This window comes from Streptomyces sp. B8-7 (assembly GCF_058833805.1).
In genome coordinates, this window is the sequence record NZ_JBYRRL010000004.1 from 666,683 (window position 1) to 692,842 (window position 26,160).

A 26,160-nucleotide genomic window follows, 5' to 3' on the forward strand; every position below is an offset into this window, starting at 1 on the left:
GACCCGACGGGCCGCACCGCAAGGAAGTTCACCCCATGACCATCGAGTGGCGCTACACCAGCGAGCAGGGTCTCGGTATCCTCTCCGTCGCCGGATACCTCGGCCCCGAGGCGGTCCGCCGCTTCGCCGGCGCGGTCGGCTGGGTCGTCGCCCGTGGCAGCGGACCGGTCGTCCTCGACCTGACCGAGCTGCGCAGCTGGTCCGCGGACGGCCAGCTGGCCATCACCGAGGCCGCACGCCGCCTCGCCGGGGCGGGCCGGAGCCTGGAACTGGCCGCGATCCCCGCCGACGGCTCGCTGGTCCCGCAGGGCGACTGCCCGGACATCCCCGTCCACGGCGACCTGGCCGCCGCACTCGCCGCCCACGCCCGGCGCCCCTCGGCCCCCGACGAAGGACACCAGGCGTGGCGCACCGACGGCTGGCCGGCCTGACCCGCATCCGACGCACACCTACCGAAGGACACCTGTGCCATGAGTGAGAAGAACCCTCCCCCCTGCCCCGCATGCTCCGGGTCGTACGCCTACGAGATGGGCGCGCTCCTGGTGTGCCCCGAGTGCGGGCACGAGTGGTCACCGACCGAGGAGTCCCCGGACGGTGACCCGGGCGGCAGGCCGGTCAGGGACGCGGTCGGCAACGTGCTCTCCGACGGCGACACCGTGACGGTCGTCAGGACGCTGAAGGTCAAGGGCAGCCCGACCGGGATCAAGGCGGGCACCAAGGTGCGCAACATCCGCCTGGTCGACGGTGTGGACGGCCACGACATCGACTGCAAGGTCGACGGTTTCGGCGCCATGCAGCTCAAGTCCGGCGTGGTCAAGAAGGTCTGACCCGGCTCCCGCCCCGGTGGCGACCGCGTGGACGAGGCCGGGGAGTCTTCGTGCCCGGCCGCCACGGCGGCGGTGCCCCGTGGTCCGCCCGCCACGGCAGCAGCGCCCCGTGATCCGGCCGCCACGGCAGCAGCGCCCCGTGGTCCGCCGCCACGGCGGTGGTCCGCACGCAGGGCCGGGTCGCGCCCGGGCGCACACACGCGGGCCGGGGGAGGAGCGCCCGCGCCGGGCGGCGCCGGAGACGGCAGGCCGGACACCTGGGCCGGACCCCGCCGGTACCGCGCGACGGAGCGATCCGCGCCCACGCCCCGCACAGGACCTCACGACTTGCTAATGTTGGCAAGTCATGAGGTCGTCACTGTCGGACCGGACGGCCCGGTTCCTTACCCGCGGGTTCGGCGCGGCCGGCACCGCAGGCGAGGATGGACCACATGTTCTTGACGAGTGGGTGGATGCGATGCGCCGAGTCCCGGCCGGTGGGGCCGTGGTGTTGTGCCGGAGAGGGGACGGCACGATGAGTACGCCGCTCTACCAGCTGAAGGCCGAGTTCTTCAAGACACTGGGCCATCCCGCCCGCATCCGCGTCCTGGAACTGCTGAGCGAGCGGGAGCACGCGGTCGCCGAGATGCTCCCCGAGGTCGGCATCGAGCCCGCGCACCTGTCCCAGCAGCTGGCCGTGCTGCGCCGGGCGAATCTGGTCGTGACCCGCAAGGAGGGCTCGACCGTGTACTACTCGCTCACGAGCCCGCAGGTCGCGGAACTCCTGCGGGTCGCGCGGACCATCCTGTCCGGCGTGCTCGCCGGACAGGCCGAGCTGCTGGCCGACCTGCAGGGCGAGGCGAAGCGGCCGTCCTAGGGCGTGTTTCGAAAGTAGCGTCGTCTGCCCGAAGGGCAGGCCTGGCGGCGTCTGGTGCGTGCGATCGCAAGGCGGAGGGTCGCCCCGATACTGGATGTATCGGGGCGAGCCCGACAACGCGGCGAGCGTGCGTGCCAGACGCCGCCAGGCAGGCGGGACTTTCGAAACACGCCCTAGTGTCGCGGCAGGTGAGGTCCGCCCGTCGAGGAGCGGCGTCCGTCGCATGCTCTCGGCGGGCCGGCCGGAAGGCCTCGCACGGCACGTACTCGGGCCTGCGGGCGGTGCGGCGACCGTGCGTGCCCGGCGTCGCGGCGGGGCGCACGCCGCCCGCCGCGGCACCAGCGCCGTCCTGGGGAGGTGTGGCATCGGACGATGCCGCACCTCCAGCACCGGGGCCGCACCTCACCGCTCGAACCGGTGCCGATGCCCCGCGCACGGCGGCCCTGGTCAGCGCACCAGCCGGTAGCCGGTCACCAGCTCGGACCGGATGAGCACCACGTGCTCCATCTCCCCGCCGATCCAGGGCGTGAGCTCGGCGCGGTACCGGTCGAGGGCCTGCGGATCCGTGAGGCGGCTCGCAATGCCGGTGACCAGCACGCTCCAGCCGGTGTGCGTTTCCTCGTCGATCCGGTCGGCCTCGTACACCACCACCTCCGACACCGACGCGGTGGACAGCAGCGCCGCCCCGGCGTGGGCGCGGACGACGATGTCGCCGGCGCCGTTCACGAGATGGTTGACCGGCCGGATCACCGGCAGGGCCCGGTGCGTGAAGCCGACACGCCCAACGGACACGCCGGCCAGCAGTCCGAGCGACTCCTCCCGGCTCAGCTCGACCATCCGCGGACCGGAGCGCGAGGACGGGAGCGGAGTGCTCATGACGGCACCCCGCCCGGGGTCCGGTGCCCGGCTCCCGAAGGCCACAGCACCTCGACGTCGATTCCGTGGCTGCGGGCGTAGGCCACCAGGTGGGCCGTCGCGTCCCGCGCGTTCGACGGGGAGCCGTCCCACACGGCCAGCAGACGGCCGCAGGCACGCAGCAGGCTCTCGTCCGCGCCGATGCAGGCCCCGCGGTCGTCCGGGTCGTACTCCACCAGCCGCACCTGCTCGGAGAGCAACAGCAGTTCACCCGCGGCCCTGCGGTCCGGCCCGGCCAGCTGCGCGGGCACACCGTCGCACGACGGCAGCACCGTCACCAGCGCCAGCCCCGCCCTGCGGGCGGCCCGCCCGAACGCCACCGGCAACCCCCGGCCCGCGCGGACCAGCCCGGCCCTGCCCGCTCTGGAGAGGCCGGCCAGCCGGGACCGCAGTTCCTCCTCCAGCAGCGCGAGCGTCGGGGCGCTGAGATCGGGATGCCCCACTACAGCGATCACCCCTGGCCGTCCTTTCTCCCTCGTCCAGCGACCATGGCAACGGCCCGGGTGAAGACGTCCTCGGACACGGCGGCAGGGCAGCCCCGGCCGCCGCCTGGGCAGCCCCGACCACGGGAGGCCGCGCACGGGCCTCTCCGATCGTGCCCGGGCGCACGGGGCGCGCACCAGGGCCGACCGTGGCCGGGTCTGTGGGCCGTTCGGCCCTTGCGGGGCGCGTGCGGCGACCGCGGGACGCCGCACGCAAGCCGCGCTACTTCTGGGCGTGCTGGCCGAGGTAGAACAGAAGCATCACGAAGCCCGCGATCAGGTGCGTGCCCAGGATGTAGAAGAAGGCGCGCAGCGCGACGCCCCGCTCCTTCCGGCTCTCCGCGTCACGGGGCCTGTCGTCCCTGGCGTCGCTCACCGCACCTCTCCCCTTTCCCTTTTCCTCCCCTTGTCCCGGTCCCTTTTCCTCCCCTTGTCCCGGCCCAGCCGTCCACACCCGACGTGCGCCGTGCGCCCGCCCGGGGACCACGGCATCCGGAACCGGAGGACGCCGCCCGTCATCGCGCCGCCTCCGAACGGCGCAGCTCGGCCAGCATGTCCCGCCGCCCCGCCAGCAGCACGGACAGGATGCTGCGCGCGGCGGCCAGCAACTCCACGACGTCCCCGCCGGCCAGCTCGTACACCACCGTCGAGCCGGTCCGGGCGGCGGTGACGATGCCGGACCGGCGCAGGACGGCCAGTTGCTGCGACAGGTTCGACGGCTCGACCTCGATCTCCGCCAGCAGGTCGCGTACCGGCTTCGGCCCGTCCAGCAGCAGTTCGAGGACGCGGATGCGCACCGGGTGGCCGAGCATGCGGAAGAACTCGGCCTTGGCCTCGTACAACGGCACCGGCATCCCGGTCACCTCTCCGCTCACTCCTCCGTCGCCCTCGGCACGCCGACGTCGAGCCCGTGCCGACGCGCCAGCCGTACCGCGTCGTCCAACTCGTCCTGGGCCACCGCCACGGCGTACGCGTCCGCGGCGTCCAGGGCCGCCGTCAGCCCGGCGCGAGCCGCGCGTACGCGTGCCAGCAGCGCCTCGGCAGCTTCGCTCATTCCGGCCTCCGGACACTGGATGATCTAGGGAGCACCGCAATTAATCAATTGCAGAACTCTTCAATTGTAGGGGTGGGCGAGAGCTGCTCGAACCGGCCGTCCTGCCGCGGCACCGGCTAGGGCGTGTTTCGAAAGTAGCGTCGTCTGCCCGAAGGGCAGGCCTGGCGGCGTCTGGTGCGTGCGATCGCAAGGCGGAGGGTCGCCCCGATACTGGATGTATCGGGGCGAGCCCGACAACGCGGCGAGCGTGCGTGCCAGACGCCGCCAGGCAGGCGGGACTTTCGAAACACGCCCTAGCTGATGACGGCGTTGGCCACGACGACCGCGAGCCCGAGCAAGGCGTCCGCCGTGCCGATCCTCAAGGCGGAGCCCCACGTGCGACCGGCAGCGCGGGCCGCAAGCAGGCCCCAGGCGAACAGCAGCACCACGTTCACGGCGAAGGCCACGAACTCGATGCCCGCCGAGGGCCACCACCCCCGGGCCGCGCCGAGCAGCAGGACGAGTGTCGGCACCGTCGCCAGCACCAGCGGCCACTCCGACAGCAACAGCCGCACCGCGGCACGCACACCGTGATGGGCACGGTCGCCGCGCAGGGCGATCAGATGCGCGTAGCCGTGCGCCAGGGCCGATGCGACGGCCGTGACCAGAAGCCACTGGACGCTGTTGAGCCGGTCGCCGGCCGACACCTCCCCCCGCTCCGTCGAGGCGGCCACCACGGAGCTGGCCAGCACCGCTCCGTACACAGCCCCGAACGACACGGAGGGCCGGGCCGCACAGCGGCGCAGAGCACGGACGGGCTGACGCAGGTACAGGAGGGGCATGGATGGGTGGTCCTCAAAGGGTTCGGGCAGCGACTCGGCCCGCCGACTCGGTCGGGCGGACCCACGGACCGATTCCACCGGACGAGGACCGCGGCCACCATCCGCCGTCCCTCGCCCACCTGCCCGCCGACGGGCCGGAGCGCTCCCCCCGAACGGCTGGAGCCGGTCCGCCAGGTGTCCGGTGTGCACGGTGATCGCGCCACCGCGAACCGTGCCGGACGTACTGTCGACGGCAGGCGATCACGGCAGGGGAACGCGGACGCCCCGATGCGGGTGTACGGACCGCCGGAGAACCGGGCAGAGCGACGAGACCGGACAGAGCAACGAGTGTGAGGCGGAACGCCGGTGATCCGGGTAGTGGTGGTGGACGACGAGGCGCTGGTGCGGTCCGGGTTCGAACTGATCCTGAACGCCTCCGACGGCATCGAGGTCGTGGCGACCGCGCAAGGAGCACAGGCCGCCGAGGTGATCCGGCGCGAGCTGCCGGATGTCGTGCTCCTCGACATCCGCATGCCGGACGTGGACGGCCTGACCGTCCTGCGGCAGATCCGGGAACTGCCCGCACCGCCGCGCGTGGCGATGCTGACCACCTTCGACACCGACGAGTACGTCCTGACCGCGCTGCGCTCGGGAGCCGCGGGATTCCTGCTGAAGGACACCGAGCCCGAACAGCTCGGCCAGTTGGTACGCACCCTGGCCGCGGGCGGGGTGGTGATGTCTGCGAAGGCCTCCCGGGCGCTGCTGCGCGGCCATCCGGGGGCAGGCGCGCCCCAGGACGCGGACATGGCACGCGTCGGCCTGCTCAGCGACCGCGAACGTGACGTCCTCGTCCTGATCGCGGAAGGACTGTCCAACGCCGACATCGGCGCCCGCATCCATCTGAGCGCGGGCACCGTCAAGGACCACGTCAGCTCGATCCTCACCAAGCTGCGGGTCGCCGGCCGCGTCCAGGCGGCGCTCCTCGCGGAGCGCGCCGGGCTGCTCGGCGGCCAGGGCGACCACGGCGGCCACGGCGGCCAGGGCGACCAGGGCGACAGCACGGCGGGGGACGACGGGCCGTGAGCACGGGCCGGACGCCGTGGCGGCGCGTGCCGCCCCGGGCCGTCGACGCGGGCCTCGTCGCACTGGCCGCGCTCGACGCCTGGATCAACCTCTACGGCGAGGGCACCCCTGTGATGTGGGCCGCTGCCGCCGTCGCCTGCGGCGGGCTGGCCCTGCGCAGGCGCCTCCCGCTGACCGTCTTCCTGCTGACCCTGCCCATGACCGTGTTCATGGACGTGGCCGTCGCGCCGATCACCGCCCTGTACACACTGGCCACCCGCACCCGCAACCGTCCGCTGCTGGCCGGCTGCGCCCTGCTGAACGCGGCGGCGGACACCCTCGACCGGCCCCTGTCCGACACGTTCTCCGGCGGCGACCGGACCTGGACGCTCATCCAGTTCGTCTACACGCTGGCCGCGTCCTTCGCCCCCGTGCTGTTCGGCCAGCTCGTCCAGGCCGGACACGACATGGCCCGCCAGCTCGCCGAGGTCGAGGAGGCCCGCGAACACGAACGCGCCCTGTACGCCCAGACCGTACTCGCCCGTGAGCGCGCCCAACTGGCCCGCGAGATGCACGACGTCGTCTCCCACCAGGTCAGCCTCATCGCCGTGCAGGCCGGAGCCCTGCAGGTGGCCGCCAAGGACCCCACGGCCCGCGACGGCGCCCGCGCCATCCGCACCCTGAGCGCGAACACCCTCGACGAACTCCGCCACATGGTCGCCCTGCTGCGGGCCTCCGGCGGCAAGGAGACCGAACTCACCCCCCAGCCCACCCTCGCCGACCTCCGGCAGCTGATCGCCAACAGCGGCATCGAGGCCACCCTGACCGGCGTGCTCCCGCCCGGCATCAGCACGACCGCCCAGCGCACGGTCTACCGCACGGTCCAGGAAGCCCTCACCAACGTGCGCAAGCACGCCCCCGGCGCCCGCGCCGAGGTTCGCCTCTGGCACGACGCGCAGCACTTCGGCGTCACCGTCGCCAACACAGCCCCCACCCGCCCGCCCGTCGCCCTGCCCAGCGCCCGCCACGGTCTGATCGGCCTGAGGGAACGCGCCGAACTGCTCGACGGTGTCCTCACCGCCGAAGCCACCCCACAGGGCGGATACAAGGTCGAGCTACGGGCCCCCACCCGGCCCGCCTGAGCACGACCCCGCCCGGTGCCGGGCGGCGCCGTCCGACGGAACGCGGCCGCACGCCCGTCGCGCTCCCGCCGGCCCGGACCGACGGATCCCGCCGCGCCGCACCTCGGCCGTGAGCGCGGCGGCTCCACCGGTCCGCTCCTCTCCGGGAATCCGGCTGGACCTCTCTGGCGGCCGGGTACGGATTCCTCCCCGGCACCAGCATCTTCAGGACAGCCGCAAGAGCACGCCGGTCAGCAGGGGAACGGGACATCCACGAGGCGAGGGGCACGCCAACACCTGGCGGAACTGCTCGGCGACGCGAGGGGGCGCGGGGACTTCACCACCCGCATCGAGATGCCCGCCCGTACCCTGCGCATCGAGGTCGACGGCGTCGGCGAGCTGCCCCTGCCGCTCCGTGCCCCGGTCACCAGGAAGCTGATCCCAGACTTCAGCGCCATGCGCGTGCAGCCGAACGTCCTGCTGGCGGAGGGATACAGCTCCATCGCCTCTTCGAGATCGCTTACGTCGCCCAAGTCCGAATTCAGCCGCTCAATGCCCCGCTCACAGCAGTGACGAAGCCGTCGGATGTCAGCGGTTGAGGTCGAGGACCGGCACACCCCGACCCTCGTACACCTTCGGCGACACCGTGGCCACCAGCGCATCCGCTCCCCACTCGGGAAGATGGCGCACAGCGTGCACGGCAGCCGCGATCCCGAATGGGACGCCGTCCCTGCGCAGCTGCGCGACGGTGAGCATGCCCGGACAGTCGAGGTCGACCGTGTGGATGACATCGAGCTGGCCGACGTGCTCCGCGATGCCAAGATGCTCCGCGTCCGCTTCGAGGATCGACAGTACCGGAGCCCACAGCCGCATCTCCGGCTCGAAGTGGGCCCGGTGGACCAGCGCGGACACCTGCCGGTTCCCCGCCAGGGCAAGCAGTGTGGGTGCGTCCAGGACGAGGTGGTGCTGGATCACGCGGCGGCGCCCTGCTGTCCCGCGAAGGCATCGCGCAACTTGCGACCCATCGCCACGCTCTCCTCGTCACTCACCTCGACACCGAAGTGCTCGGCCAGGTAGGCGCGTGTCCGTTCCGCACGCTCGCGCCGTTCCTCATCCGTGAGCGTCGTCTCCGCGAACTCCTGCACCAGCGAGCGGATCGATGTACCCCGGGACTCCGCGATGACCGCGAGACGGTCACGCACCTCAGACGGCACTCGGATCATGGCATCGGACATGAAGCGAGTATACGGCCACGTCTACACACAAGCAGGCTGTTCGCCGGAGCCCCCTCCGACACTCCCTTCGCCCCGCAGATCCCAGGGGACCCACAGGGGAGACAAGATCCACCGAACCCGTTGGGATTCAAGGCATCCCCCGCCTCCAGTGGGCACCGATGCGCCCACTCGTGGGCACGAAAAATGCCCTCCGGAACCGCGTTTCCGCAGGTCAGAGGGCATTTCACTTGTGGAGCCTAGGGGAGTCGAACCCCTGACATCTGCCATGCAAAGACAGCGCTCTACCAACTGAGCTAAGGCCCCGTGACGAGCGTCCCCCGAGGTCGTGCGTACCGGGAGGGCGCTGTGGAACAGAGTACCGGGTGATCCGGGGGATCTCGCAAAAAGACTGGGGCTCCCCTGCGACCGACCACTCTCCGTAGGATGCTCGGCGTGGTTCGCTACAGCGAACCGCGGTTTCAGGGGTAGCGATGGGGAGACGCAATGGATGCCGCACAGCAGGAAGCCACCGCGAGAGCGCGGGAACTGCAGCGGAACTGGTACGGGGAGCCACTGGGGGCGCTCTTCCGTAAGCTCATCGACGATCTTGGCCTCAACCAGGCTCGTCTCGCGGGGGTGCTGGGGTTGTCGGCGCCGATGCTGTCCCAGCTGATGAGCGGTCAGCGCGCGAAGATCGGCAACCCGGCCGTCGTCCAACGCGTGCAGCAGCTCCAGGAGCTGGCCGCTCAGGTCGCCGACGGCAGCGTCAGCGCCGCCGAGGCCACCGAGCGCATGGACGAGATCAAGAGGTCGCAGGGGGGTTCCGTGCTGAGCAATGTCACCCAGACGTCGAGCACCTCGGGTGCCCCGACCGTCAAACGCGTCGTCCGCGAGATCCAGTCGCTGCTGCGCTCCGTCGCGGCCGCCGGCGACATCATCGACGCCGCCGACTCCCTGGCACCCACCCACCCGGAACTGGCCGAGTTCCTCCGCGTGTACGGCGCGGGCCGCACCTCCGACGCCGTCGCCCACTACCAGGCGCACCAGAACTGACGCCGGTACGGCTCCGGGCTCCCGCGCCGGACAGTCCGTGGCTCTGCGAGTCCAGGGCTCCAGGCTCCGGGCTCCGGGTTCCGGGGTCGGAGCCGGGGCCGGGGCCGTACGGTGGCGGTGGCTGAGGCCGCTCGGCCGACGTGTGACGGCCGGACGAGAGACGAGGGGGCGTCTGCGCCGGCCGCACGGGGCCGCGCCCGGCGGTGCACCGCACCCTCCGCCCTCCGTGCCGGCGCAGGCTCCCCGGCACGGCCGCAGGCTCCCCGGCACGACACCGCACGGCACTGCCCGGCATCGGTGCCGGCACCGGCGCCGGCGCCGCGCCATCCGGCGGGGGACCACCGCGCAGGCCGACGTCCGCGGGAGTACCGGCGCGTTGCCGGGGGAGTAACCGGGGGAGCGGGGGGAGTGAGTGCCCTGGGGGCCGGGACAGACGCCCCGGGGGGACCGGGACAGGCGTCTTCCGCAGGGGGAGGAGCAGCGCACAACGATGGGTGAGGTCTTCGCCGGCCGGTACGAGCTGGCCGACCCGATCGGACGCGGCGGCGTCGGCGCCGTGTGGCGCGCCTGGGACCACCGCAGGCGCCGCTACGTGGCCGCCAAGGTGCTCCAGCAGCGTGACGCCCATTCCCTGCTGCGGTTCGTCCGCGAGCAGGCGCTGCGGATCGACCACCCCCATGTCCTCGCGCCCGCCAGTTGGGCCGCCGACGACGACAAGGTCCTGTTCACCATGGACCTGGTCGCCGGAGGGTCCCTGGTGCACCTCGTCGGGGACTACGGACCACTGCCGCCCGCACTCGTCACCACGCTGCTGGACCAGCTCCTCTCCGGCCTGGCCGCGGTGCACGCGGAGGGCGTCGTGCACCGCGACATCAAACCCGCCAACCTCCTGCTGGAGGCCACCGGCACGGCGCGCCCCCGGCTCCGCCTGTCCGACTTCGGCATCGCCATGCGGCTGGGCGAACCGCGCCTGACCGAGACCAACCTCGTGGTCGGCACCCCCGGCTACCTCGCCCCCGAACAACTCCTCGGCGAGGAACCCGACTTCCCCGCCGACCTGTTCGCGGTCGGACTGGTCGCGCTGTACCTGCTGGAGGGGGCCAAGCCGGACGCCGCGGCGCTCGTCGACCACTTCACCGCGCACGGCACGCCCGGCGCGCCCCGGGGCGTCCCCGAGCCCCTCTGGCAGATCGTGGCGACTCTGCTCCAGCCGGACCCGCACGCGCGCTTCCGCACGGCCACGGGGGCCCGCAAGGCGCTGGCCTCGGTGGCCGAACTGCTGCCGGAACAGGCTCCAGACGACGAGACGATCGAGATCTTCGACCAACTCGGCCCGCTGCCACCCGGATTCGGCCCCGAAGGGCCCCTGCGGCGGCCGCCCGGCCCGAAGGACGCTCCGGGAACGGATTCCCCCGTGCCCTCCCGGGACCCCGCCGCTTCACCTCCGTCCCCGCCACACCGCCCCGACGGGGCCGGCACGGGCTCCGCGCCCCGCGATCCCCGCCGGGCGGACAGCCCGCCCTCGTCCGCCCGGCCGGTCTCCATGTCGGACACCGGGAGCTTCCACCTGCCGCCCCCGCCGCCGGCCGCCCCGCCGCAGGGCCTCTCCCCGCCGCCGTCCCCTCCGCAGCCGCCGGACGTGGTCCCCTCCGGCACCGGCACTCCTCGCACCCCGCCCGCCCCCGGGGCTCCGGACCGCACGCCGTCCAACGCCCCTCCTCCCCCATGGCCGCCGCACCCGGGGACCCACCTCCCACCGGATGCGGCTCCGGACACGGCCTCGCATCCGCCCGTTCCCGGCAGCCCGCCCCGCCCCCGCCCGGCACCCGCCGTACCGCAGCCGGTGCCCCCGGCGTCCACGGCCCGCCCTCCGGCCCCGTACGGCCCCGCCCGCAGCCCCTTCGCGTCCCGGCCGCTCCAGCCGCCTCCACCGAGCTCGCCGCTCCAGCCGCAGAGCGATGCCGCCACGGCCTCGTACACCGCGCGGGACGCGCAGGTTCCCGCCGCCGCGCGCACAGCGCCGTCGGCGAGTCCCACGCCGCGCGCCGACGGTCGACGCCGCCGACGTCGACGCCAACGCCCCGGCCCGCCGCCCGCGGTCACCGTCCCGGTCCTGCTGCTCGCGCTCGTCTGCTATGTCGTCGGCTTCTGGGCTCTGGCCCACATCTGACGCGCCCGGCCACCACGGTCCCGGGCGGCCGGGACGGAGTCCGGCCGGGACGGGTCCGGCCGGGACGGGTCCGGCCGGGACGGGCAACGGGTCACGGGAAGCGCGCAGCCACAGCGTCCGACCGACGACGAGCGGTGCCGTCCCGCGAGGAAGGGGCCGCCGCCACGGGCCTCACCACCCCGCAGCCCGCCGCAGCGCGGCGGCGCCCGCCCCGTCCCGACGCGACCTGCACCGCCGGTACCGTGCCTACCGCCGACCCCACCGACATCGCCGACATAGCCGACATGGCCGACACCTACTCCGCCGCCCGCCTCCGCGCCACGAGCGTCCACACCGCGAGGCCGAGCACCAGCGTGGTGCCGACGCCGATCCCGCCCACCGCGAGTGCCGTCATCGGCCCGTCCGCTCCGCCCCGTCCCGCGGCGGAGCCGCCGCCCCGTGCGGAGCCGCCCGGCAGTGAGCCCGCGCTCCCGAACACCCCCTTCGGTACGGGCTCCCCCGCGTAGTCCGGCCCGGGTCCGGCCGCGCCTGTCACACGCACCCGCAGGGTCAGCCCCAGGGGCCCGTCGCCGAAACGTTCTGCCACCTGGTCCGCGAGATGCACGGCGAGGTAGTACGACCCCGCGAACCGCATGCCCTTCACCTTGGAGGTCACGGCGTACCGGTTCGCGTGGGCGACGGGTGGCAGCGGGTCCAGCTCGGCTGACTGCTGACGGCCGTAGTAGCCGGCGCGTTCGTGGTCGACGGGACCACGGGCCGGGTTGTACAGGGTCAGGTCGAGGGCGCCGGCCGTGGCGCCGGATCCGTCGGGTGAACTGCCCAGCTCGACGTCGGCGTACAACTGCTGCCCCCAGCCCAGCGGTACCGCGTAGAACAGGGTCTGCCCCGGCCGGATGGCGTCCTGCCACACTCCCTGCCCCAGGCGGGTGGCCCGCGTGAAGCCCGCGCCGCCGGCGACGCTCTCCGGCTCGCCGGTGAGAGGGGTCGGCGTGGCGGAGTTCCAGGAGTCGGGCGCTTCGGTGGCCTCGCCCCGCGACAGCGCCGGCTCCGACACGGTGACGAGCTCCAGCTCCCAGTCCTCGGTCCCGGGCGCCCCGGCCCCGGAGGTTCCCCCTTCCTCAAGTGACGCCGCGCCTGAGCTCTGGGCGCGGACCGACTCGACGACGACGTAGTACGTGCCTGCGTTCTGACAACGTGTGCGACGGGGCGTCAGTTCCCGCATGCTCCACGCCGTGAGCGGGCGGGCGCTCCGGACACTGCCGAAGGTCTCGGTGTCCTGGTCGCACACACCGCCGTCGACGTCCTGCACGGACACCTTCAGGCCGTCGAGCACGGAGACCTCGGTGCCCGGCGGCGGAACCGCGGTCACGGCGACATACGCGTCGGAGGCCGCGTCCAGTGCGATCCGGAAGTAGGCCTGCCCGCCGCGCGCGATACCGCTGCGGTAGGCGGCCCCCAGCTCCAGGCGCTCCGCGCCGGTGCTGTTCTCGGCCGCGCTGACCCGGCGGGCGCCGTCCACAAAGGCGTAGCCGTCCGCAGGGTCAGCGGCCGGTGCGGGCGGCGCGTACGCCACCGTCGCCGCGCCCAGCACGGTGACGGCTCCCACGAGTGAGGCTGCCGCCCGCGTACGTGCACCCCACGGCACCCGGGACCCCCGAGGCGTCCGGAGCGTCCGGGGCTTTCCCGGCTTCCAGGGCGCGCGCCGGAGCACCCGGGCCGGGACACGGCCGCCCTCCGCCCCAGCCGGCCACCACCCCGTACGCCGCGCCATCCCGTGCCACCCCTCCTCGTCGGCCGGGGCCCATCCTGCCGCGCGGCCCGGACACACAAAACCCCGGCCGCGCGGGCGGCCGGGGTCTGTTCGGAATCTGGAGTGCTGGCACTCAGGAACCCGTGGGCACGGAGTCGGTCGCCTCCGTCCACAGATCCTGCTCGGCGCGATCCGCCTGGATCTGGCGGTACACGAGGAGCCCGCCGATGGCGGCCAGTGCGACCAGGAGAAGCTTCTTCACCGCGCGACCTCGTCTTTCTTGACGTAAGGGACCTCTGGCGCCCGACTATACACACCGACCGATATCGATCGGTGACCTGCGTCCGGCCTCAACTCCGCTCCGGCTCAGCGCAGTCGGCGATGACCGGCCGCTGCGATCTGAGGGTGATCACACCTCCACGGAACGTGACATTTCGACTGTCTTCCGGCCTCTCCGGCTGATCTGGGGCATTCCGTGACGGCCATTTCAGGTACGCGTGCACCCGTCCGAGTGGTGTTCATCCGACGATCGACGCGCCACGGGTGGAGGTCCACCACTTCGAGGCCCACATACACATCATGAGGAAAGTACGCAAATCGCCCCATCCGAAAGTGAGGATCCATGGCCCGGAACAAGGTCATGCAGTTGTGGACCGCCTTCGCCACCGCCTTCCTGGCGTTGTGCGCGGCGCTGGGACTCGTCGCCACCACGGCCGGCCCGGCCGCCGCGACCCCCTCGGTACCCCAGACCGGGACCGCCCGCAACAGCGGCGACCCGGTCCTGCCGCAGGGCGCGATGCCCTCGTGGGCAGCGCCGGCCCACACCAGATCACTGCCGCCGACGATGAAGCAGCGCATCCGCGCGGAGGCCCACGGCAAGACCCCCACGTGCCGCCACCTCGCGCCGGCCGAGACGGAGGAGTCGGCCGCGGGATCGACGGCCGCCGACAGCGACTCCTGTGCCCCGGACGCCGACGGCGGTGCCACCGGCCCCACCCGCGCGCACCCCGCCGGCGCAGCGGCCGCGACCACCACCACGACGCCCCTCCAGCGATGACCTCCGCAGCGTTGCCCGTACCGCCTCCGCGTCTCCGCGCGGGCAGGTCACACGGCACGCGCCGGCCGTACAGGTGCACGGCAGCACCACCGCTCTCCGGTCCGCGGTCGCACCACACGACAGCCGGACGCAGACCCCCACCACGTCACGCCCCGGACCCCCCGCCGGTTCCGTGCCGTACGGCTCCACCGGCACCAGCGCCACCGGCAGCCGAAGCCCGGCCCCAGGCCCGGCGCCACCAGGCACCACAGGTCCCGCCAGGCCCACCCGGACCAGGCACGACGCGCAACAGACACCACACGGACCAGGCCGCACCGGAACGGCCACCGCCCGGGCAGGGCCCCCTTCGCGGCCGGTCCCAGCGCCCCCGGCCCACCCCGGCCGAGCCGCCCCCAGCTCTCCGGGAACCTCGCCGTCGGTCCGCCGGCCCCACGCACCAGACCCGTCGATCCGTTCAGCCCCTTGTGCTGTCACCGCCTCACCGCACAACGCCCGCTCCGTGACGCGCCCATGTCGTCACGGCCTCTGATGTGCGCCAACACCCATGGGCAAGGCCCGGCCGCCCCCTTCGGCGGCCGGGCCTTCACGCGCTCCGGCACCACAGGCCACACGCCAACCGCATGCAACCAACGACAGCACCGCCCGGCCGACGGGGCTTCCCCCGGCCGACGGACAGCCGCCCGAGCCGACGGGCCGGCGCCCGAGCCGACGGGCCGGCGCCCGAGCCGACGGGCCGGCGCCCGAGCCGACGGGCCGGCGCCCGAGCCGGCGGGCCGGTGCCCGGACCGTCCGCGGGCAGCTCACGGGCCTACGGGTATGTCCGGAAGCTCATGCCTCGTACACAGAGGCGCTCGGAACCGTCCATGTCGGTCCTGAGAGTTCATGACCATGACATCACTTGCAAGAGGACGCGTAAGCGCCGCGTTCGGCCCCGCTGTGCGGGAGTGGCTGACCAGCTGGACTTCATTCGCGCGCTTGAGCTGGGTGTTCTCCGTGCGGACGGCGGCCAGCTCCTCACGTTCGGCGGTGGTGAGCATGTCGCCTCGCTCGTCGGCGTCGGCCTCTGCCTGACGGATCCAGTTGCGCAGAGCCCCGTGGTGCACACCCAGCTCCTCCGCCATGCGGCGGATGACGGGCTTCGGCTCGGAAGCGCGGTACATCCGCACCGCACGCTCACGCGTTCTCGGCCTCCGCCGCACTGAGGTCCTGGGCCTAGGCCGTGTTTTAGGAAGCGCGGGCGGCTAGCCATTTGGTGAGGTCGCCCGCGATGCGATCCCGGTTGGCCTCGACGGTGACGTCGTGTTCGCGGCGGGTGGTGTCGCGGCGGACGACTTCGTATCCGCCCTCGTCCAGGACTGCGACGGAGGCGAACCAGGCGGGGTCGTCTTCGTCGGGCTGGATGACGACGAAGGTGTTGTCCGTCCCGTTCAGGTCGCCGATCAGCATGAACAAGGCGTCCTCGGAGGGGTCGTCGATGTGGTCGCCGTTCTCGCTGTCGGCGCAGTAGTACTCGGCGGCCACGGGCCCTCCCCTTGTGCAGTGCTGATCGAGCTGACGGCCAGGATGGCACGGCTGTGCGCCGGGCCGGTGGCTCACAGCCACTGGTGGATCGCCGCGATCTGGACGGTGGCCTCGAACCGGACGGCGAGCTTGTCATAGCGGGTCGCGACGGCCCGGTGCTGCTTGAGCCTGTTGATCCCGCACTCGACGGCGTGGCGGGACTTGTAGTCCTCGCGGTCGAAAGCCGGCGGACGGCCACCGGACCGGCCACGGCGCTTGCGGTTGCGGATCTGGTCGGCCGGTTCCGGGATGGTGCACCGGATCCCGCGTCTTCGCAGGTAGGCCCGGTTCGCGCGGGACGAGTACGCCTTGTCGCCCCGCACCCGCAGTGGTCTGCGCCGGGGCCGGCCGCTGCCCGGCCTGGGCACCCTGGATGTATCGGGGCGAGCCCGACAACGCGGCGAGCGTGCGTGCCAGACGCCGCCAGGCAGGCGGGACTTTCGAAACACGCCCTAGGCTGGCAGGACATCGACTTCGAGGCTCGCCGGTCCACCCCGGTCAAGCAGGTGCAGCGGGTCAAGGGTGAGGGCCTGGTCCTCAAGGACCTCAAGACCGAGTCGTCACAGGCGCTGCTGCCTCTGCCCGAGTTCTGCGCCCGCGCCCTGGAAGAGCGCCGGGAGCGGCAAGAGCTGGAACGGAAGATCGCCGGTGAAACACTGGTCGCAGGAGCCCGGCCATGACCTGATCTTCTCCTCGGAGCATGGCGGCATGATCGACCCCGTGGGCTTCTCGCGGACCTTCGATCGGCTCGTGAAGCGGGCCGGCGTCCCCCGCATCACGGTCCGGCTCGCCCGGCACACCTGCGGGACCCTGCTCGCCTTCCTGAAGGTGCACCCCGAGATGGCTCAGGCGATCCTCCGGCACAGCCGGATCAGCATGACCATGGACGTGTACACGCACGTGGTCGGCGACAGCGAGCGGGAACTGTCGGCATGCTTGCTCGCCGACCTCCTGGAAGATCCGCTCATCGGCTGACCGGCGCTGTTGGTGTCAAGCGATGGTGTCAAGTGATGGCGTCAAAAGGCCCCCGGACCAATGATCCGGGGGCCTTTTCGCTGGTGGGGCTAACAGGATTTGAACCTGTGGCCTCATCCTTATCAGGGATGCGCTCTAACCAACTGAGCTATAGCCCCGCCGCGCTGTGCGGTGTGTCCCGCGCGCTGACCCCTGAAGATTAGCGCACGACCGGCGCAGTCCCAAAATCGGTTACCCGGGCCCGTCACTCGTCCTCGGCGAGCGTCAGCTCCACACCGCCCACGAAGCCGGCGGACAGGTTGTAGATGAAGGCGCCGAGGGTGGCCAGGGCCGTCGCCAGGACCACGTCGATGACCGCGATGATCGTGGTGAACATCAGGACGTTCGGCAGCGACAGGAAGGACTGCAGGTCGAAGCCGTTGGACTCGTTGGAGCCGGTGGCCTCGGAGATGGTGCCGCCGACCGTGGAGAAGACGCCCATGGCGTCCATGACCATCCACAGCACCGCCGAGGCGATGACGGTGCAGATGCCCAGCGCGATGGAGAGCAGGAAGCTAACCTTCATCACCGACCACGGGTCGGCCTTGGCCACGCGCAGCCGTGCCTTGCGCACCCGCGGTGTGGTGCGTGCCCCGGTGCGCGGCCGGCGCACGCCGCCGCTCGTGGAGGCGCCCTCGGCCGGGTAGGCCTGCGGCGGGTGGTAGGGCCCCGCCTGCTGCTGTGGCTGCCGTTCGCCCGGCAGCGGAGACGCCGTCTGCACGTCGGCGCCGGGTGCGGCCGGGCCCGCTCCAGCCGCGTACTGCTGGGTGTGCGGGCCTCGGGTGTCCGTCACAGTTCCCCCCTGGGATCCATGAGTGTCGTACGAGGATGTGGTCACGGATGTGCTCGCGCCACCGGTGCCGTGGGCGCCGTGCCTGCCCTGGGCGCCGTGCGCGCTCTGAGCGGCCGGCCCACGGCCGCCGTCGTCCGTTCCGGTGGGGGTGCCCGCCGAAGGACCGGACGGTCCGGCGCCCGTGGCTCCGCTCACGATGACTCTCTCCTCGTGCTACTCGGACGAGGGCGCCTCGCCCTCGTCCGTGCCGGCGGGCGCGGTGCCTTCGGCGGTCTCGTCGACGGCCACGTCGCCGTCGACCTCCTCCGCCTCGCGCCCCGCCTCGGCGTTGCGTGCGATGCCGACCACGGCATCGCGCTTGCCCAGATTGATCAGTTGGACGCCCATGGTGTCACGGCCCGTCTCCCTGACCTCGTTGACTCGCGTACGAATCACGCCGCCGGACAGCGTGATGGCGAGGATCTCGTCGGTCTCCTCGACCACCAGCGCGCCGACGAGCGAACCGCGGTCCTCCACGATCTTGGCGGCCTTGATACCGAGGCCGCCGCGGCCCTGGACGCGGTACTCGTCGACGGCGGTCCGCTTCGCGTACCCGCCGTCGGTGGCAGTGAACACGAACGTACCCGGTCGGACAACATTCATCGAGAGCAGCTCGTCCCCCTCGCGGAAGCTCATGCCCTTCACACCCGAGGTGGCACGGCCCATCGGACGCAGCGCGTCGTCCGTGGCCGTGAACCTGATCGACTGTGCCTTCCTGCTGATCAGCAGCAGATCGTCCTCGGCCGAGACCAGTTCGGCGCCGATCAGTTCGTCGTCGGTTCCGTCCTCGCGCTCCCGCAGATTGATGGCGATGACTCCGCCGGAGCGAGGGGAGTCGTAGTCCTTGAGCGGGGTCTTCTTCACCAGGCCGCCCTTGGTGGCGAGGACCAGGTAGGGCACCGCGTCGTAGTCGCGGATCGCGAGGATCTCGGCGATCGCCTCGTCGGGCTGGAAGGCCAGCAGGTTGGCGACGTGCTGGCCGCGCGCGTCCCGGCCGGCGTCGGGCAGCTCGTAGGCCTTGGCCCGGTACACCCGGCCCTTGTTGGTGAAGAACAGCAGCCAGTGGTGGGTGGTGGAGACGAAGAAGTGGTCGACGATGTCGTCTTCCTTCAGCTTCGTGCCGCGTACGCCCTTGCCGCCGCGCTTCTGCGCCCGGTAGTCGTCCGTCTTGGTGCGCTTGACGTAGCCGCCGCGCGAGACGGTGACGACGATGTCCTCCTCGGCGATCAGGTCCTCGATGGACATGTCGCCGTCGTAGGGCACCAGCTGTGTCTTGCGGTCGTCGCCGTACTTCTCGACGATCGCGGCCAGTTCCTCGCTGACGATGCCCCGCTGGCGCACCGGCGAGGCCAGGATCCGGTTGTACTGGTCGATCTTCGCCTGGAGCTCGTCGTGCTCCTGGACGATCTTCTGCCGTTCCAGGGCCGCGAGGCGGCGGAGCTGCATCTCCAGGATCGCGTTCGCCTGGATCTCGTCGATCTCCAGCAGGTCCATCAGGCCGTGCCGGGCGATCTCGACGGTGTCGCTCCGCCGGATCAGCGCGATGACCTCGTCGATGGCGTCCAGGGCCTTCAGCAGGCCGCGCAGGATGTGCGCCCGCTCCTCGGCCTTGCGCAGCCGGAAGCGCGTACGGCGGACGACGACCTCGATCTGGTGCTGCACCCAGTGACGGATGAACGCGTCCAGGGAGAGCGTGCGCGGCACGCCGTCGACCAGCGCCAGCATGTTGGCGCCGAAGTTCGTCTGCAGGTCGGTGTGCTTGTAGAGGTTGTTCAGCACGACCTTGGCGACGGCGTCCCGCTTCAGGACGATCACCAGGCGCTGGCCGGTGCGGCTGGAGGTCTCGTCGCGGACGTCGGCGATGCCGCCGATCTTGCCGTCCTTGACGAGGTCGGCGATCTTCTGCGCGAGGTTGTCCGGGTTGACCTGGTAGGGCAGCTCCGTCACCACCAGGCACTGGCGGTTCTGGATCTCCTCGACCTCGACGACCGCCCGCATGGTGATGGAGCCGCGACCGGTGCGGTACGCCTCCTCGATGCCCTTGCGGCCGACGACGAGCGCGCCGGTGGGGAAGTCGGGGCCCTTGATGCGCTCGATCAGCGCGTCCAGCAGCTCCTCGTGCGAGGCCTCGGGGTTCTCCAGGTACCACTGGGCGCCCGAGGCGACCTCGCGCAGGTTGTGCGGCGGGATGTTGGTCGCCATGCCGACCGCGATCCCGGCCGAGCCGTTGATCAGCAGGTTCGGGAAGCGGGACGGCAGGACGGTCGGCTCCTGGGAGCGGCCGTCGTAGTTGTCCGTGAAGTCGACGGTCTCCTCGTCGATGTCGCGGACCATCTCCATCGACAGCGGCGCCATCTTGCACTCGGTGTAGCGCATGGCGGCCGCCGGGTCGTTGCCCGGGGAGCCGAAGTTGCCGTTGGAGTCGACCAGCGGCATGCGCATCGCCCACGGCTGCGCGAGGCGCACCAGGGCGTCGTAGATGGAGCTGTCGCCGTGCGGGTGGTAGTTGCCCATGACGTCGCCGACGACACGGGCGCACTTGTAGAAGCCGCGCTCGGGTCGGTAGCCGCCGTCGTACATCGCGTACAGCACGCGTCGGTGCACGGGCTTGAGGCCGTCACGGACGTCCGGCAGCGCACGGGAGACGATGACGGACATCGCGTAGTCGAGGTACGAGCGCTGCATCTCCGTCTCGAGCCCGACGGGCTCGACGCGCAGCGCCAGAGCCTCTTCGCCCGGCGTCACAGGAGTGTTCTCGTCGGTCATTGCTGGTGGGGGTCCTTCCTGGTGCGGTCAGCTGAGACCGACTCAGATGTCGAGGAAGCGGACGTCCTTGGCGTTGCGCTGGATGAACTGGCGGCGGGCCTCGACGTCCTCGCCCATCAGGACCGAGAAGAGGTCGTCGGCCTGGGCGGCGTCGTCGAGGGTGACCTGGCCGAGCACCCGGTGCTCCTGGTCCATGGTGGTCACGCGCAGCTCCTCGGCGTTCATCTCGCCGAGGCCCTTGAAGCGCTGGATGGAGTCCTCGCGGATGCGCTTGCCGCGCTGGCGGCCCATCTCGATCAGGGCGTCGCGCTCCCGGTCGGAGTAGGCGTACTCCACGTCCTCACGGCCCCACTTGATCTTGTACAGCGGGGGGCGCGAGAGGAACACGTGCCCGGCCTCGACCAGCGGCCGCATGAAGCGGAACAGGAACGTCAGCAGCAGGGTGTTGATGTGCTGGCCGTCGACGTCGGCGTCCGCCATCAGGATGATCTTGTGATACCGGAGCCTGTCGATGTCGAAGTCCTCGTGCACGCCCGTGCCGAAGGCGGAGATCAGCGCCTGGATCTCCTGGTTCTGCAGGATCTTGTCGATCCGCGCCTTCTCGACATTGAGGATCTTGCCGCGGATCGGGAGGATCGCCTGGTACTCGGGGTTCCGGCCGGACTTGGCCGAGCCGCCGGCGGAGTCGCCCTCGACGATGAAGATCTCGCACTTGACGGGGTCGTTGGACTGGCAGTCCGACAGCTTGCCCGGCAGCGACGCGGTCTCCAGCAGGCCCTTGCGGCGGGTCAGGTCCCGCGCCTTGCGGGCCGCCACACGCGCGGTGGCCGCCTGGATGCCCTTGCGGACGATGTCGGCGGCCTCGACCGGGTTGCGGTCCAGCCAGTCGCTGAGGTGCTCGTAGACGGCCTTCTGCACGAAGGTCTTCGCCTCGGTGTTGCCCAGCTTGGTCTTGGTCTGGCCCTCGAACTGCGGTTCGCTCAGCTTCACCGAGATGATCGCGGTCAGGCCCTCGCGGATGTCGTCACCCGTGAGGTTGTCGTCCTTCTCGCGCAGCAGCTTCTTGTCCCGCGCGTACTTGTTGATGAGGTTGGTGAGCGCCGCGCGGAAGCCCTCCTCGTGGGTGCCGCCCTCGTGCGTGTGGATGATGTTCGCGAACGAGTAGACGCCCTCGGTGTAGCTGCTGTTCCACTGCATCGCGACCTCGACCGAGAGGTGCTTGTCCCTGTCCTCGGCCTCCAGGTCGATGACCGTGGGGTGGACCAGCTCTCCCTTGCGGGAGTTGAGGTACTTCACGAAGTCGACGATGCCGCCCTCGTAGTGGTACGCGACGGCCTTGACCTCGGCCTTCTCGTCGGCACCCGCCTCGTCGGCGCCGGAGGTGGCCTTCGCCGACTCCCGCTCGTCGGTGAGCCGGATCGTCAGGCCCTTGTTGAGGAACGCCATCTCCTGGAAGCGCCGGGAGAGCGTCTCGAAGGAGTACTCCGTGGTCTCGAAGATGTCCGGGTCGGCCCAGAAGGTCACCGTCGTGCCGGACTCCTCGACCGCCTCGTGCTTGGCGAGGGGGGCGGTGGGGACTCCCTGCTTGTAGTCCTGCGTCCAGCGGAAGCCGTCGCGCTTGATGTCGACGCTGACCTTGGTCGACAGCGCGTTGACGACGGACACGCCGACGCCGTGCAGACCGCCGGAGACCGCGTAGCCGCCGCCGCCGAACTTGCCGCCCGCGTGCAGCACCGTCAGGACGACCTCGACGGCCGGCTTCTTCTCGACGGGGTGGATGTCCACCGGGATGCCACGGCCGTTGTCGATCACACGCACGCCGCCGTCGGCGAGGATCGTGACGTCGATGGTGTCCGCGTGCCCGGCGAGGGCCTCGTCGACGGAGTTGTCGACGACCTCCTGCACCAGGTGGTGCAGACCTCGCTCACCGGTCGAGCCGATGTACATGCCCGGCCGCTTGCGGACCGCGTCCAGACCTTCGAGGACCGTGATCGCGCTGGCGTCGTACGCTGTGACCTCGCCGTTCGGGGCTTTGGCCGCGTCGGCGTCGGTGGACGGGATGTTCTCGTTGGGGTTGCCGGAATCGGCCACGAAGCGCCCTTTCTGGCACAGCACGAGCCGAGCTCGTCGGCGGTTGCCGGAGCGGCTGCGGCATGTTGCGTTGATAAGCCTTGATCAGCGTTGCTCAGCTTCTCCCGGGCGTCCCCCTCTGTGAGGGGCGGGATTGTCTTCCAGTCTACCGGTAGGACTGACAGTGATGGGGGTTTGCCGGTGCCTGAGTCCTCATGTGCCGCCCTGAACCGGTCTCGGCCGGGTCCCGATATGCGGATGGGGGCTCCAAGAGGCTCACGGAGCCACTCAGCGCTTCGGCCCGTCAACCCATCGCTACTCCGGGGCCCACCCGTGATGCGCACCCCTGTGCGGTTGTACGACAAACCGAACAAACCTGTGGACAAAGGACGCCTCAGTGGCCGCGATTGTGAGGTCGCTCACCTCTGTGCGGACAGTCCGCAGGACGTGCGCCACGGGGGTGAGCAGGGGCGCTGAGGCGCAGCGGCACGGCCGGCGGGGCGGGGCGGCCGCGGGGCGGGGGGCGACGCTGCGGACAGGGGTGCGCGTCTCCCGGTCCTGGTTCCGTGGGACGGGAGAACGGAGGTGCGCGGCGCACCGCCGAGCCCGGGCCGCGCCGGCGGGCGGGCCCCGGCCTGCACGACCGACATGGCCGACACCACCGACGGATTGACGGGGCTGACAGATTGATCGGATTAATGGGATTGACGGGGTGACGGGGTGACGGGGTTGACGGCAGCCTGCCGACCCGCCCGCGGCGACGGGCCGGAGCGGGCGGGCCGGGGCGGGCGGGCCGGCCGACGAGGCGGGTCAGCCGTACGTGTCACCCGGGCCGGTGCTGCCCGGGGCGCGCAGCGGGCCGTAGCGGCGCGGGGCGCCGCCGGGGCCCAGCACCTTCAGGAGGCGGACCGCCCCCTGGCCGAGATCCTGGTTGAGACGGGCCACCAGGGTGGGCGCGAGCAGGCGCAGGTTGGTCGCCCACGCCGTGGAGTCGCAGCGCACGGTCAGCACCCGCTCGTCCTCGTCGTACCGCTCGGGCACACAGTGCTTGGCGAGGTCCTCGCCGACGATCTGCGGCCAGCGGCCCATCACCCCGCCCACGGCGGCCGGCGTCTCCCAGCCGCGCTCGCTGATGAGCCGGTTGATCGCCGGCCCGAGGGGCATCGGGTCCCGTCCGTCGGCGCGTGCGCCGGAGCGCAGGCCCCCGCGCCGGGCCTGCTTCTTCTGCAGGGCGGCGTCGCCCCGCGCGCGTGCCGCCTCCCTCGCCGCGCGCAGCGCCACCCGCGCGAGGTCGACCCCCGACGGCTCGGCCGCTCCGCCCAGCTCGGACGCTGTCATCGCCGCTCCCTTCCCGGAACGGGCCCGGGGCCGCTCACCGGCGCTCCACGGTGCCGTCCGCCACGGTGTAGCGGGCGCCGGCCAGCGCCTGCGGTACGTCGTCGTCCACCGCCGCCGTGACCAGGACCTGTTCGCCGGGGGCCACCAGCTCGGCCAGCCGCTGCCGGCGCCGGGCGTCGAGTTCCGCGAACACGTCGTCGAGGACCAGCACCGGCTCGTTGCCTTCGGCGCGCAGCAGGTCGTAGGAGGCCAGCCGCAGGGCCAGGGCGTAGGACCAGGACTCGCCGTGCGAGGCGTAGCCCTTGGCGGGCAGCTGGCCGAGCCGGAGCAGCAGATCGTCCCGGTGCGGGCCGACCAGGGTGACGCCGCGTTCGACCTCCTGCCTGCGGGCGTCCGCGAGCGCGGCCATGAGCTGGGCGTAGAGGTCCTCGCGCGTGTGCGCCGGGCCGGGCGCCGACGGCCTGTACTCCAGGGCGACCGGCCCGCCGCCGGGGGCCAGCTGCTCGTACGCCTTGTCGGCCAGCGGCTGGAGGGCGGCGATCAGGTCGAGGCGCTGGGCGAGCAGCTCGGCGCCGGCGCGTGCGAGGTGCTGGTCCCACACGTCGAGCGTGGACAGGTCCGTCCCGGTGGCGGGGTCCGTGCGGCGGCCGCCGTGCCGGCGGGCGAGCGCCGCGGTCTTGAGCAGGGTGTTGCGCTGCTTGAGGACCCGCTCGTAGTCGGAGCGCACGCCCGCCATCCGGGGGGAGCGGGCGGTGACCAGCTCGTCGAGGAACCGGCGCCGTTCCCCGGGATCGCCCTTGACCAGCGCGAGATCCTCCGGCGCGAACAGCACGGTGCGTACGATGCCCAGCACGTCACGCGGTCTGACCTGCGAGGACCGGTTGATGCGGGCGCGGTTGGCCTTGCCGGGGTTGAGTTCCAGCTCGATCAGCTGGCGGCGTTCGCCCTGGCGCACCTGGGCGCGGATCACCGCCCGGTCGGCCCCGGTGCGGACCAGGGGCGCGTCGGAGGCAACGCGGTGGCTGCCCAGGGTGGCGAGGTAGCCGACGGCCTCGACCAGGTTGGTCTTGCCCTGTCCGTTGGGGCCGACGAACGCGGTCACGCCCGGGTCGAGCGGAACCTCGACCCGCTGGTAGGAACGGAAGTCGGCCAGCGACAGGTGCGTGACGTGCATGGTCTTTCGCCGGCCTCCCTCGGTCCCCTGATGGCGTGTGCGTGTGGCGTCGTCCGTGCGCTCGGACGTGCTTCCGGACGGGCTACTTCTGCTCGACGGCGTGGCCGCCGAACTGGTTGCGCAGCGCGGCGATCATCTTCATCTGCGGCGAGTCGTCCTGGCGGGAGGCGAACCGCGCGAACAGCGACGCGGTGATCGCGGGCAGCGGCACGGCGTGATCGATCGCCGCCTCCACCGTCCAGCGGCCCTCCCCGGAGTCCTGGGCGTAGCCGCGCAGCTTGTCCAGGTGCTGGTCGTCGTCGAGGGCGTTGACCGCGAGGTCCAGCAGCCAGGAGCGGATGACGGTGCCCTGCTGCCAGGAGCGGAGGACCTCGCGGACGTTGTCCACGGAGTCGGCCTTCTCCAGCAGTTCCCAGCCCTCGGCGTAGGCCTGCATCATGGCGTACTCGATGCCGTTGTGGACCATCTTCGCGAAGTGGCCGGCGCCGACCCGGCCGGCGTGGACGTAGCCGAAGTCGCCCTCCGGCTTGAGCGCGTCGAACACCGGCCGGACCCGGGCCACGTTGGCGGCGTCGCCGCCCACCATGAGGGCGTAGCCGTTCTCCAGGCCCCACACGCCGCCGGAGACACCGGCGTCGACGAAGCCGATGCCCCTGGCGCCCAGTTCCCCCGCGTGCTTCTCGTCGTCCGTCCAGCGGGAGTTGCCGCCGTCGACGACCACGTCGCCGGGCTCCAGGAGATCGGCGAGCCGGTCGATGGTGGACTGCGTCGCGTCCCCGGCCGGAACCATCACCCAGACGACCCGGGGGCCGCTGAGCTTGCCCACCAGCTCTTCCAGGCTGCCCACGTCGGCGAGGTCGGGGTTGCGGTCGTATCCGACGACGGTGTGGCCCGCGCGGCGGATCCGCTCGCGCATGTTGCCGCCCATCTTGCCGAGGCCGACGAGACCGAGCTCCATCAGTTGTTCCTTAGGTTGCTGTGGCGTGTGAGGCACCTTCGTACCTTTGTCCGAGCCTAACCCTGGACGGTCACGCACACCTGTGGG

The 26,160-nt window shown here is 71.9% G+C and carries 26 protein-coding genes, 2 tRNA genes and 2 pseudogenes; 9 read left to right on the forward strand and 21 right to left on the reverse strand.

Annotation, left to right across the window (positions count from 1 at the left end; translation table 11 throughout):
- The first annotated feature begins 35 nt into the window (after positions 1–35).
- The 3 genes from AC5K6T_RS22875 to AC5K6T_RS22885 all read left to right on the forward strand — a co-directional run bounded on the left by AC5K6T_RS22875 (position 36) and on the right by AC5K6T_RS22885 (position 1,683).
- Positions 36–431: an STAS domain-containing protein gene (locus AC5K6T_RS22875; protein WP_493211733.1), complete on the forward strand. Its 396-nt coding sequence runs from the start codon at positions 36–38 to the stop codon at positions 429–431.
- Positions 432–470: 39 nt separating this feature from the next.
- Complete coding sequence (locus tag AC5K6T_RS22880) at positions 471–827, forward strand: zinc ribbon domain-containing protein YjdM (RefSeq protein ID WP_493211735.1); 357 nt, start codon at positions 471–473, stop codon at positions 825–827.
- A 514-nt stretch (positions 828–1,341) separates the two neighbouring features.
- Complete coding sequence (locus AC5K6T_RS22885) at positions 1,342–1,683, forward strand: ArsR/SmtB family transcription factor (RefSeq protein ID WP_493211737.1); 342 nt, start codon at positions 1,342–1,344, stop codon at positions 1,681–1,683.
- Positions 1,684–2,130: 447 nt separating this feature from the next.
- On the opposite strand, the gene AC5K6T_RS22890 is transcribed toward AC5K6T_RS22885, so the two are convergent.
- From AC5K6T_RS22890 to AC5K6T_RS22915, 6 genes are all read right to left on the reverse strand, one after another.
- Entirely contained in the window at positions 2,131–2,559 is a 429-nt protein-coding gene (locus AC5K6T_RS22890; RefSeq protein WP_493211739.1) for a pyridoxamine 5'-phosphate oxidase family protein, read from the reverse strand.
- The gene (locus AC5K6T_RS22895; protein WP_493211741.1) at positions 2,556–3,053 is read right to left on the reverse strand and encodes a hypothetical protein; all 498 of its coding nucleotides are present in this window, start codon (positions 3,051–3,053) and stop codon (positions 2,556–2,558) included. The genes AC5K6T_RS22890 and AC5K6T_RS22895 overlap by 4 nt, the downstream gene beginning before the upstream one ends.
- A 250-nt stretch (positions 3,054–3,303) precedes the next feature.
- Positions 3,304–3,456: a DUF6126 family protein gene (locus AC5K6T_RS22900; protein WP_493211743.1), complete on the reverse strand. Its 153-nt coding sequence runs from the start codon at positions 3,454–3,456 to the stop codon at positions 3,304–3,306.
- 139 nt (positions 3,457–3,595) lie between these two features.
- Positions 3,596–3,934, reverse strand: a complete 339-nt coding sequence (locus AC5K6T_RS22905) for an ArsR/SmtB family transcription factor (RefSeq protein ID WP_493211744.1) — start codon at positions 3,932–3,934, stop codon at positions 3,596–3,598.
- 17 nt (positions 3,935–3,951) lie between these two features.
- Positions 3,952–4,134 carry a hypothetical protein gene (locus AC5K6T_RS22910; RefSeq protein WP_493211746.1) on the reverse strand — a complete coding sequence of 61 codons (183 nt, stop codon included), beginning with the start codon at positions 4,132–4,134 and terminating at the stop codon, positions 3,952–3,954.
- A 293-nt stretch (positions 4,135–4,427) separates the two neighbouring features.
- Positions 4,428–4,955, reverse strand: coding sequence for a hypothetical protein (locus AC5K6T_RS22915; protein ID WP_493211748.1), 528 nt, complete (start codon positions 4,953–4,955; stop codon positions 4,428–4,430).
- Positions 4,956–5,300: 345 nt separating this feature from the next.
- Between AC5K6T_RS22915 and AC5K6T_RS22920 the strand changes: the two genes are divergently transcribed.
- A complete protein-coding gene (locus tag AC5K6T_RS22920) occupies positions 5,301–6,017 on the forward strand; it encodes a response regulator (protein WP_493211750.1) in 717 nt (238 codons plus the stop codon).
- A complete protein-coding gene (locus tag AC5K6T_RS22925; protein WP_493211751.1) occupies positions 6,014–7,138 on the forward strand; it encodes a sensor histidine kinase in 1,125 nt (374 codons plus the stop codon). The genes AC5K6T_RS22920 and AC5K6T_RS22925 overlap by 4 nt, the downstream gene beginning before the upstream one ends.
- Before the next feature lie 567 nt (positions 7,139–7,705).
- On the opposite strand, the gene AC5K6T_RS22930 is transcribed toward AC5K6T_RS22925, so the two are convergent.
- From AC5K6T_RS22930 to AC5K6T_RS22940, 3 genes are all read right to left on the reverse strand, one after another.
- The gene (locus tag AC5K6T_RS22930) at positions 7,706–8,092 is read right to left on the reverse strand and encodes a PIN domain-containing protein (RefSeq protein WP_493211753.1); all 387 of its coding nucleotides are present in this window, start codon (positions 8,090–8,092) and stop codon (positions 7,706–7,708) included.
- Positions 8,089–8,352: a hypothetical protein gene (locus AC5K6T_RS22935; RefSeq protein ID WP_493211755.1), complete on the reverse strand. Its 264-nt coding sequence runs from the start codon at positions 8,350–8,352 to the stop codon at positions 8,089–8,091. Before AC5K6T_RS22935 ends, AC5K6T_RS22930 begins: the two co-directional genes overlap by 4 nt.
- 230 nt (positions 8,353–8,582) lie before the next feature.
- A tRNA-Ala gene (locus AC5K6T_RS22940) sits at positions 8,583–8,655 on the reverse strand.
- A gap of 180 nt (positions 8,656–8,835) precedes the next feature.
- Here AC5K6T_RS22940 and AC5K6T_RS22945 point away from each other — a divergent pair.
- Entirely contained in the window at positions 8,836–9,384 is a 549-nt protein-coding gene (locus tag AC5K6T_RS22945; protein ID WP_493211757.1) for a helix-turn-helix domain-containing protein, read from the forward strand.
- A gap of 490 nt (positions 9,385–9,874) precedes the next feature.
- Positions 9,875–11,554 (forward strand): serine/threonine-protein kinase, encoded by a 1,680-nt coding sequence (locus AC5K6T_RS22950; protein WP_493211759.1) that lies wholly within the window; start codon positions 9,875–9,877, stop codon positions 11,552–11,554.
- A gap of 295 nt (positions 11,555–11,849) precedes the next feature.
- On the opposite strand, the gene AC5K6T_RS22955 is transcribed toward AC5K6T_RS22950, so the two are convergent.
- Both AC5K6T_RS22955 and AC5K6T_RS22960 read right to left on the reverse strand, forming a co-directional pair.
- Positions 11,850–13,160: a hypothetical protein gene (locus tag AC5K6T_RS22955; protein ID WP_493211760.1), complete on the reverse strand. Its 1,311-nt coding sequence runs from the start codon at positions 13,158–13,160 to the stop codon at positions 11,850–11,852.
- Between the two features lie 277 nt (positions 13,161–13,437).
- Positions 13,438–13,566, reverse strand: a complete 129-nt coding sequence (locus tag AC5K6T_RS22960; RefSeq protein WP_003999697.1) for a DLW-39 family protein — start codon at positions 13,564–13,566, stop codon at positions 13,438–13,440.
- A gap of 360 nt (positions 13,567–13,926) precedes the next feature.
- Between AC5K6T_RS22960 and AC5K6T_RS22965 the strand changes: the two genes are divergently transcribed.
- Positions 13,927–14,361, forward strand: coding sequence for a DUF6344 domain-containing protein (locus AC5K6T_RS22965; protein WP_493211762.1), 435 nt, complete (start codon positions 13,927–13,929; stop codon positions 14,359–14,361).
- 800 nt (positions 14,362–15,161) lie between these two features.
- On the opposite strand, the gene AC5K6T_RS22970 is transcribed toward AC5K6T_RS22965, so the two are convergent.
- The 3 genes and pseudogenes from AC5K6T_RS22970 to AC5K6T_RS22980 form a co-directional block, all read right to left on the reverse strand.
- Complete coding sequence (locus AC5K6T_RS22970) at positions 15,162–15,560, reverse strand: transposase (protein WP_493211764.1); 399 nt, start codon at positions 15,558–15,560, stop codon at positions 15,162–15,164.
- A 25-nt stretch (positions 15,561–15,585) separates the two neighbouring features.
- Entirely contained in the window at positions 15,586–15,882 is a 297-nt protein-coding gene (locus AC5K6T_RS22975; RefSeq protein WP_493211766.1) for a hypothetical protein, read from the reverse strand.
- Between the two features lie 71 nt (positions 15,883–15,953).
- A pseudogene (locus tag AC5K6T_RS22980) lies at positions 15,954–16,301 on the reverse strand (transposase); the annotation flags it as partial.
- A 72-nt stretch (positions 16,302–16,373) separates the two neighbouring features.
- On the opposite strand from AC5K6T_RS22980, the pseudogene AC5K6T_RS22985 reads away from it, so the two are divergent.
- Positions 16,374–16,896: pseudogene (locus tag AC5K6T_RS22985) on the forward strand (tyrosine-type recombinase/integrase); the annotation flags it as partial.
- Positions 16,897–16,977: 81 nt separating this feature from the next.
- On the opposite strand, the gene AC5K6T_RS22990 reads toward AC5K6T_RS22985, so the two are convergent.
- The 7 genes from AC5K6T_RS22990 to gnd form a co-directional block, all read right to left on the reverse strand.
- Positions 16,978–17,054: transfer RNA gene (locus tag AC5K6T_RS22990), tRNA-Ile, on the reverse strand.
- An 86-nt stretch (positions 17,055–17,140) separates the two neighbouring features.
- A complete protein-coding gene (locus tag AC5K6T_RS22995) occupies positions 17,141–17,923 on the reverse strand; it encodes a DUF3566 domain-containing protein (RefSeq protein ID WP_493211768.1) in 783 nt (260 codons plus the stop codon).
- 18 nt (positions 17,924–17,941) lie between these two features.
- Entirely contained in the window at positions 17,942–20,533 is a 2,592-nt protein-coding gene (gene gyrA / locus AC5K6T_RS23000; RefSeq protein WP_493211770.1) for a DNA gyrase subunit A, read from the reverse strand.
- Between the two features lie 42 nt (positions 20,534–20,575).
- The gene (gene gyrB / locus AC5K6T_RS23005) at positions 20,576–22,648 is read right to left on the reverse strand and encodes a DNA topoisomerase (ATP-hydrolyzing) subunit B (protein ID WP_493211772.1); all 2,073 of its coding nucleotides are present in this window, start codon (positions 22,646–22,648) and stop codon (positions 20,576–20,578) included.
- Positions 22,649–23,413: 765 nt separating this feature from the next.
- Positions 23,414–23,941, reverse strand: coding sequence for a DciA family protein (locus tag AC5K6T_RS23010; RefSeq protein ID WP_493211774.1), 528 nt, complete (start codon positions 23,939–23,941; stop codon positions 23,414–23,416).
- A gap of 34 nt (positions 23,942–23,975) precedes the next feature.
- Positions 23,976–25,115 carry a DNA replication/repair protein RecF gene (recF, locus tag AC5K6T_RS23015; RefSeq protein ID WP_493211776.1) on the reverse strand — a complete coding sequence of 380 codons (1,140 nt, stop codon included), beginning with the start codon at positions 25,113–25,115 and terminating at the stop codon, positions 23,976–23,978.
- Between the two features lie 82 nt (positions 25,116–25,197).
- Positions 25,198–26,073 carry a phosphogluconate dehydrogenase (NAD(+)-dependent, decarboxylating) gene (gnd, locus tag AC5K6T_RS23020; protein WP_493211778.1) on the reverse strand — a complete coding sequence of 292 codons (876 nt, stop codon included), beginning with the start codon at positions 26,071–26,073 and terminating at the stop codon, positions 25,198–25,200.
- Between the last annotated feature and the right edge of the window lie 87 nt (positions 26,074–26,160).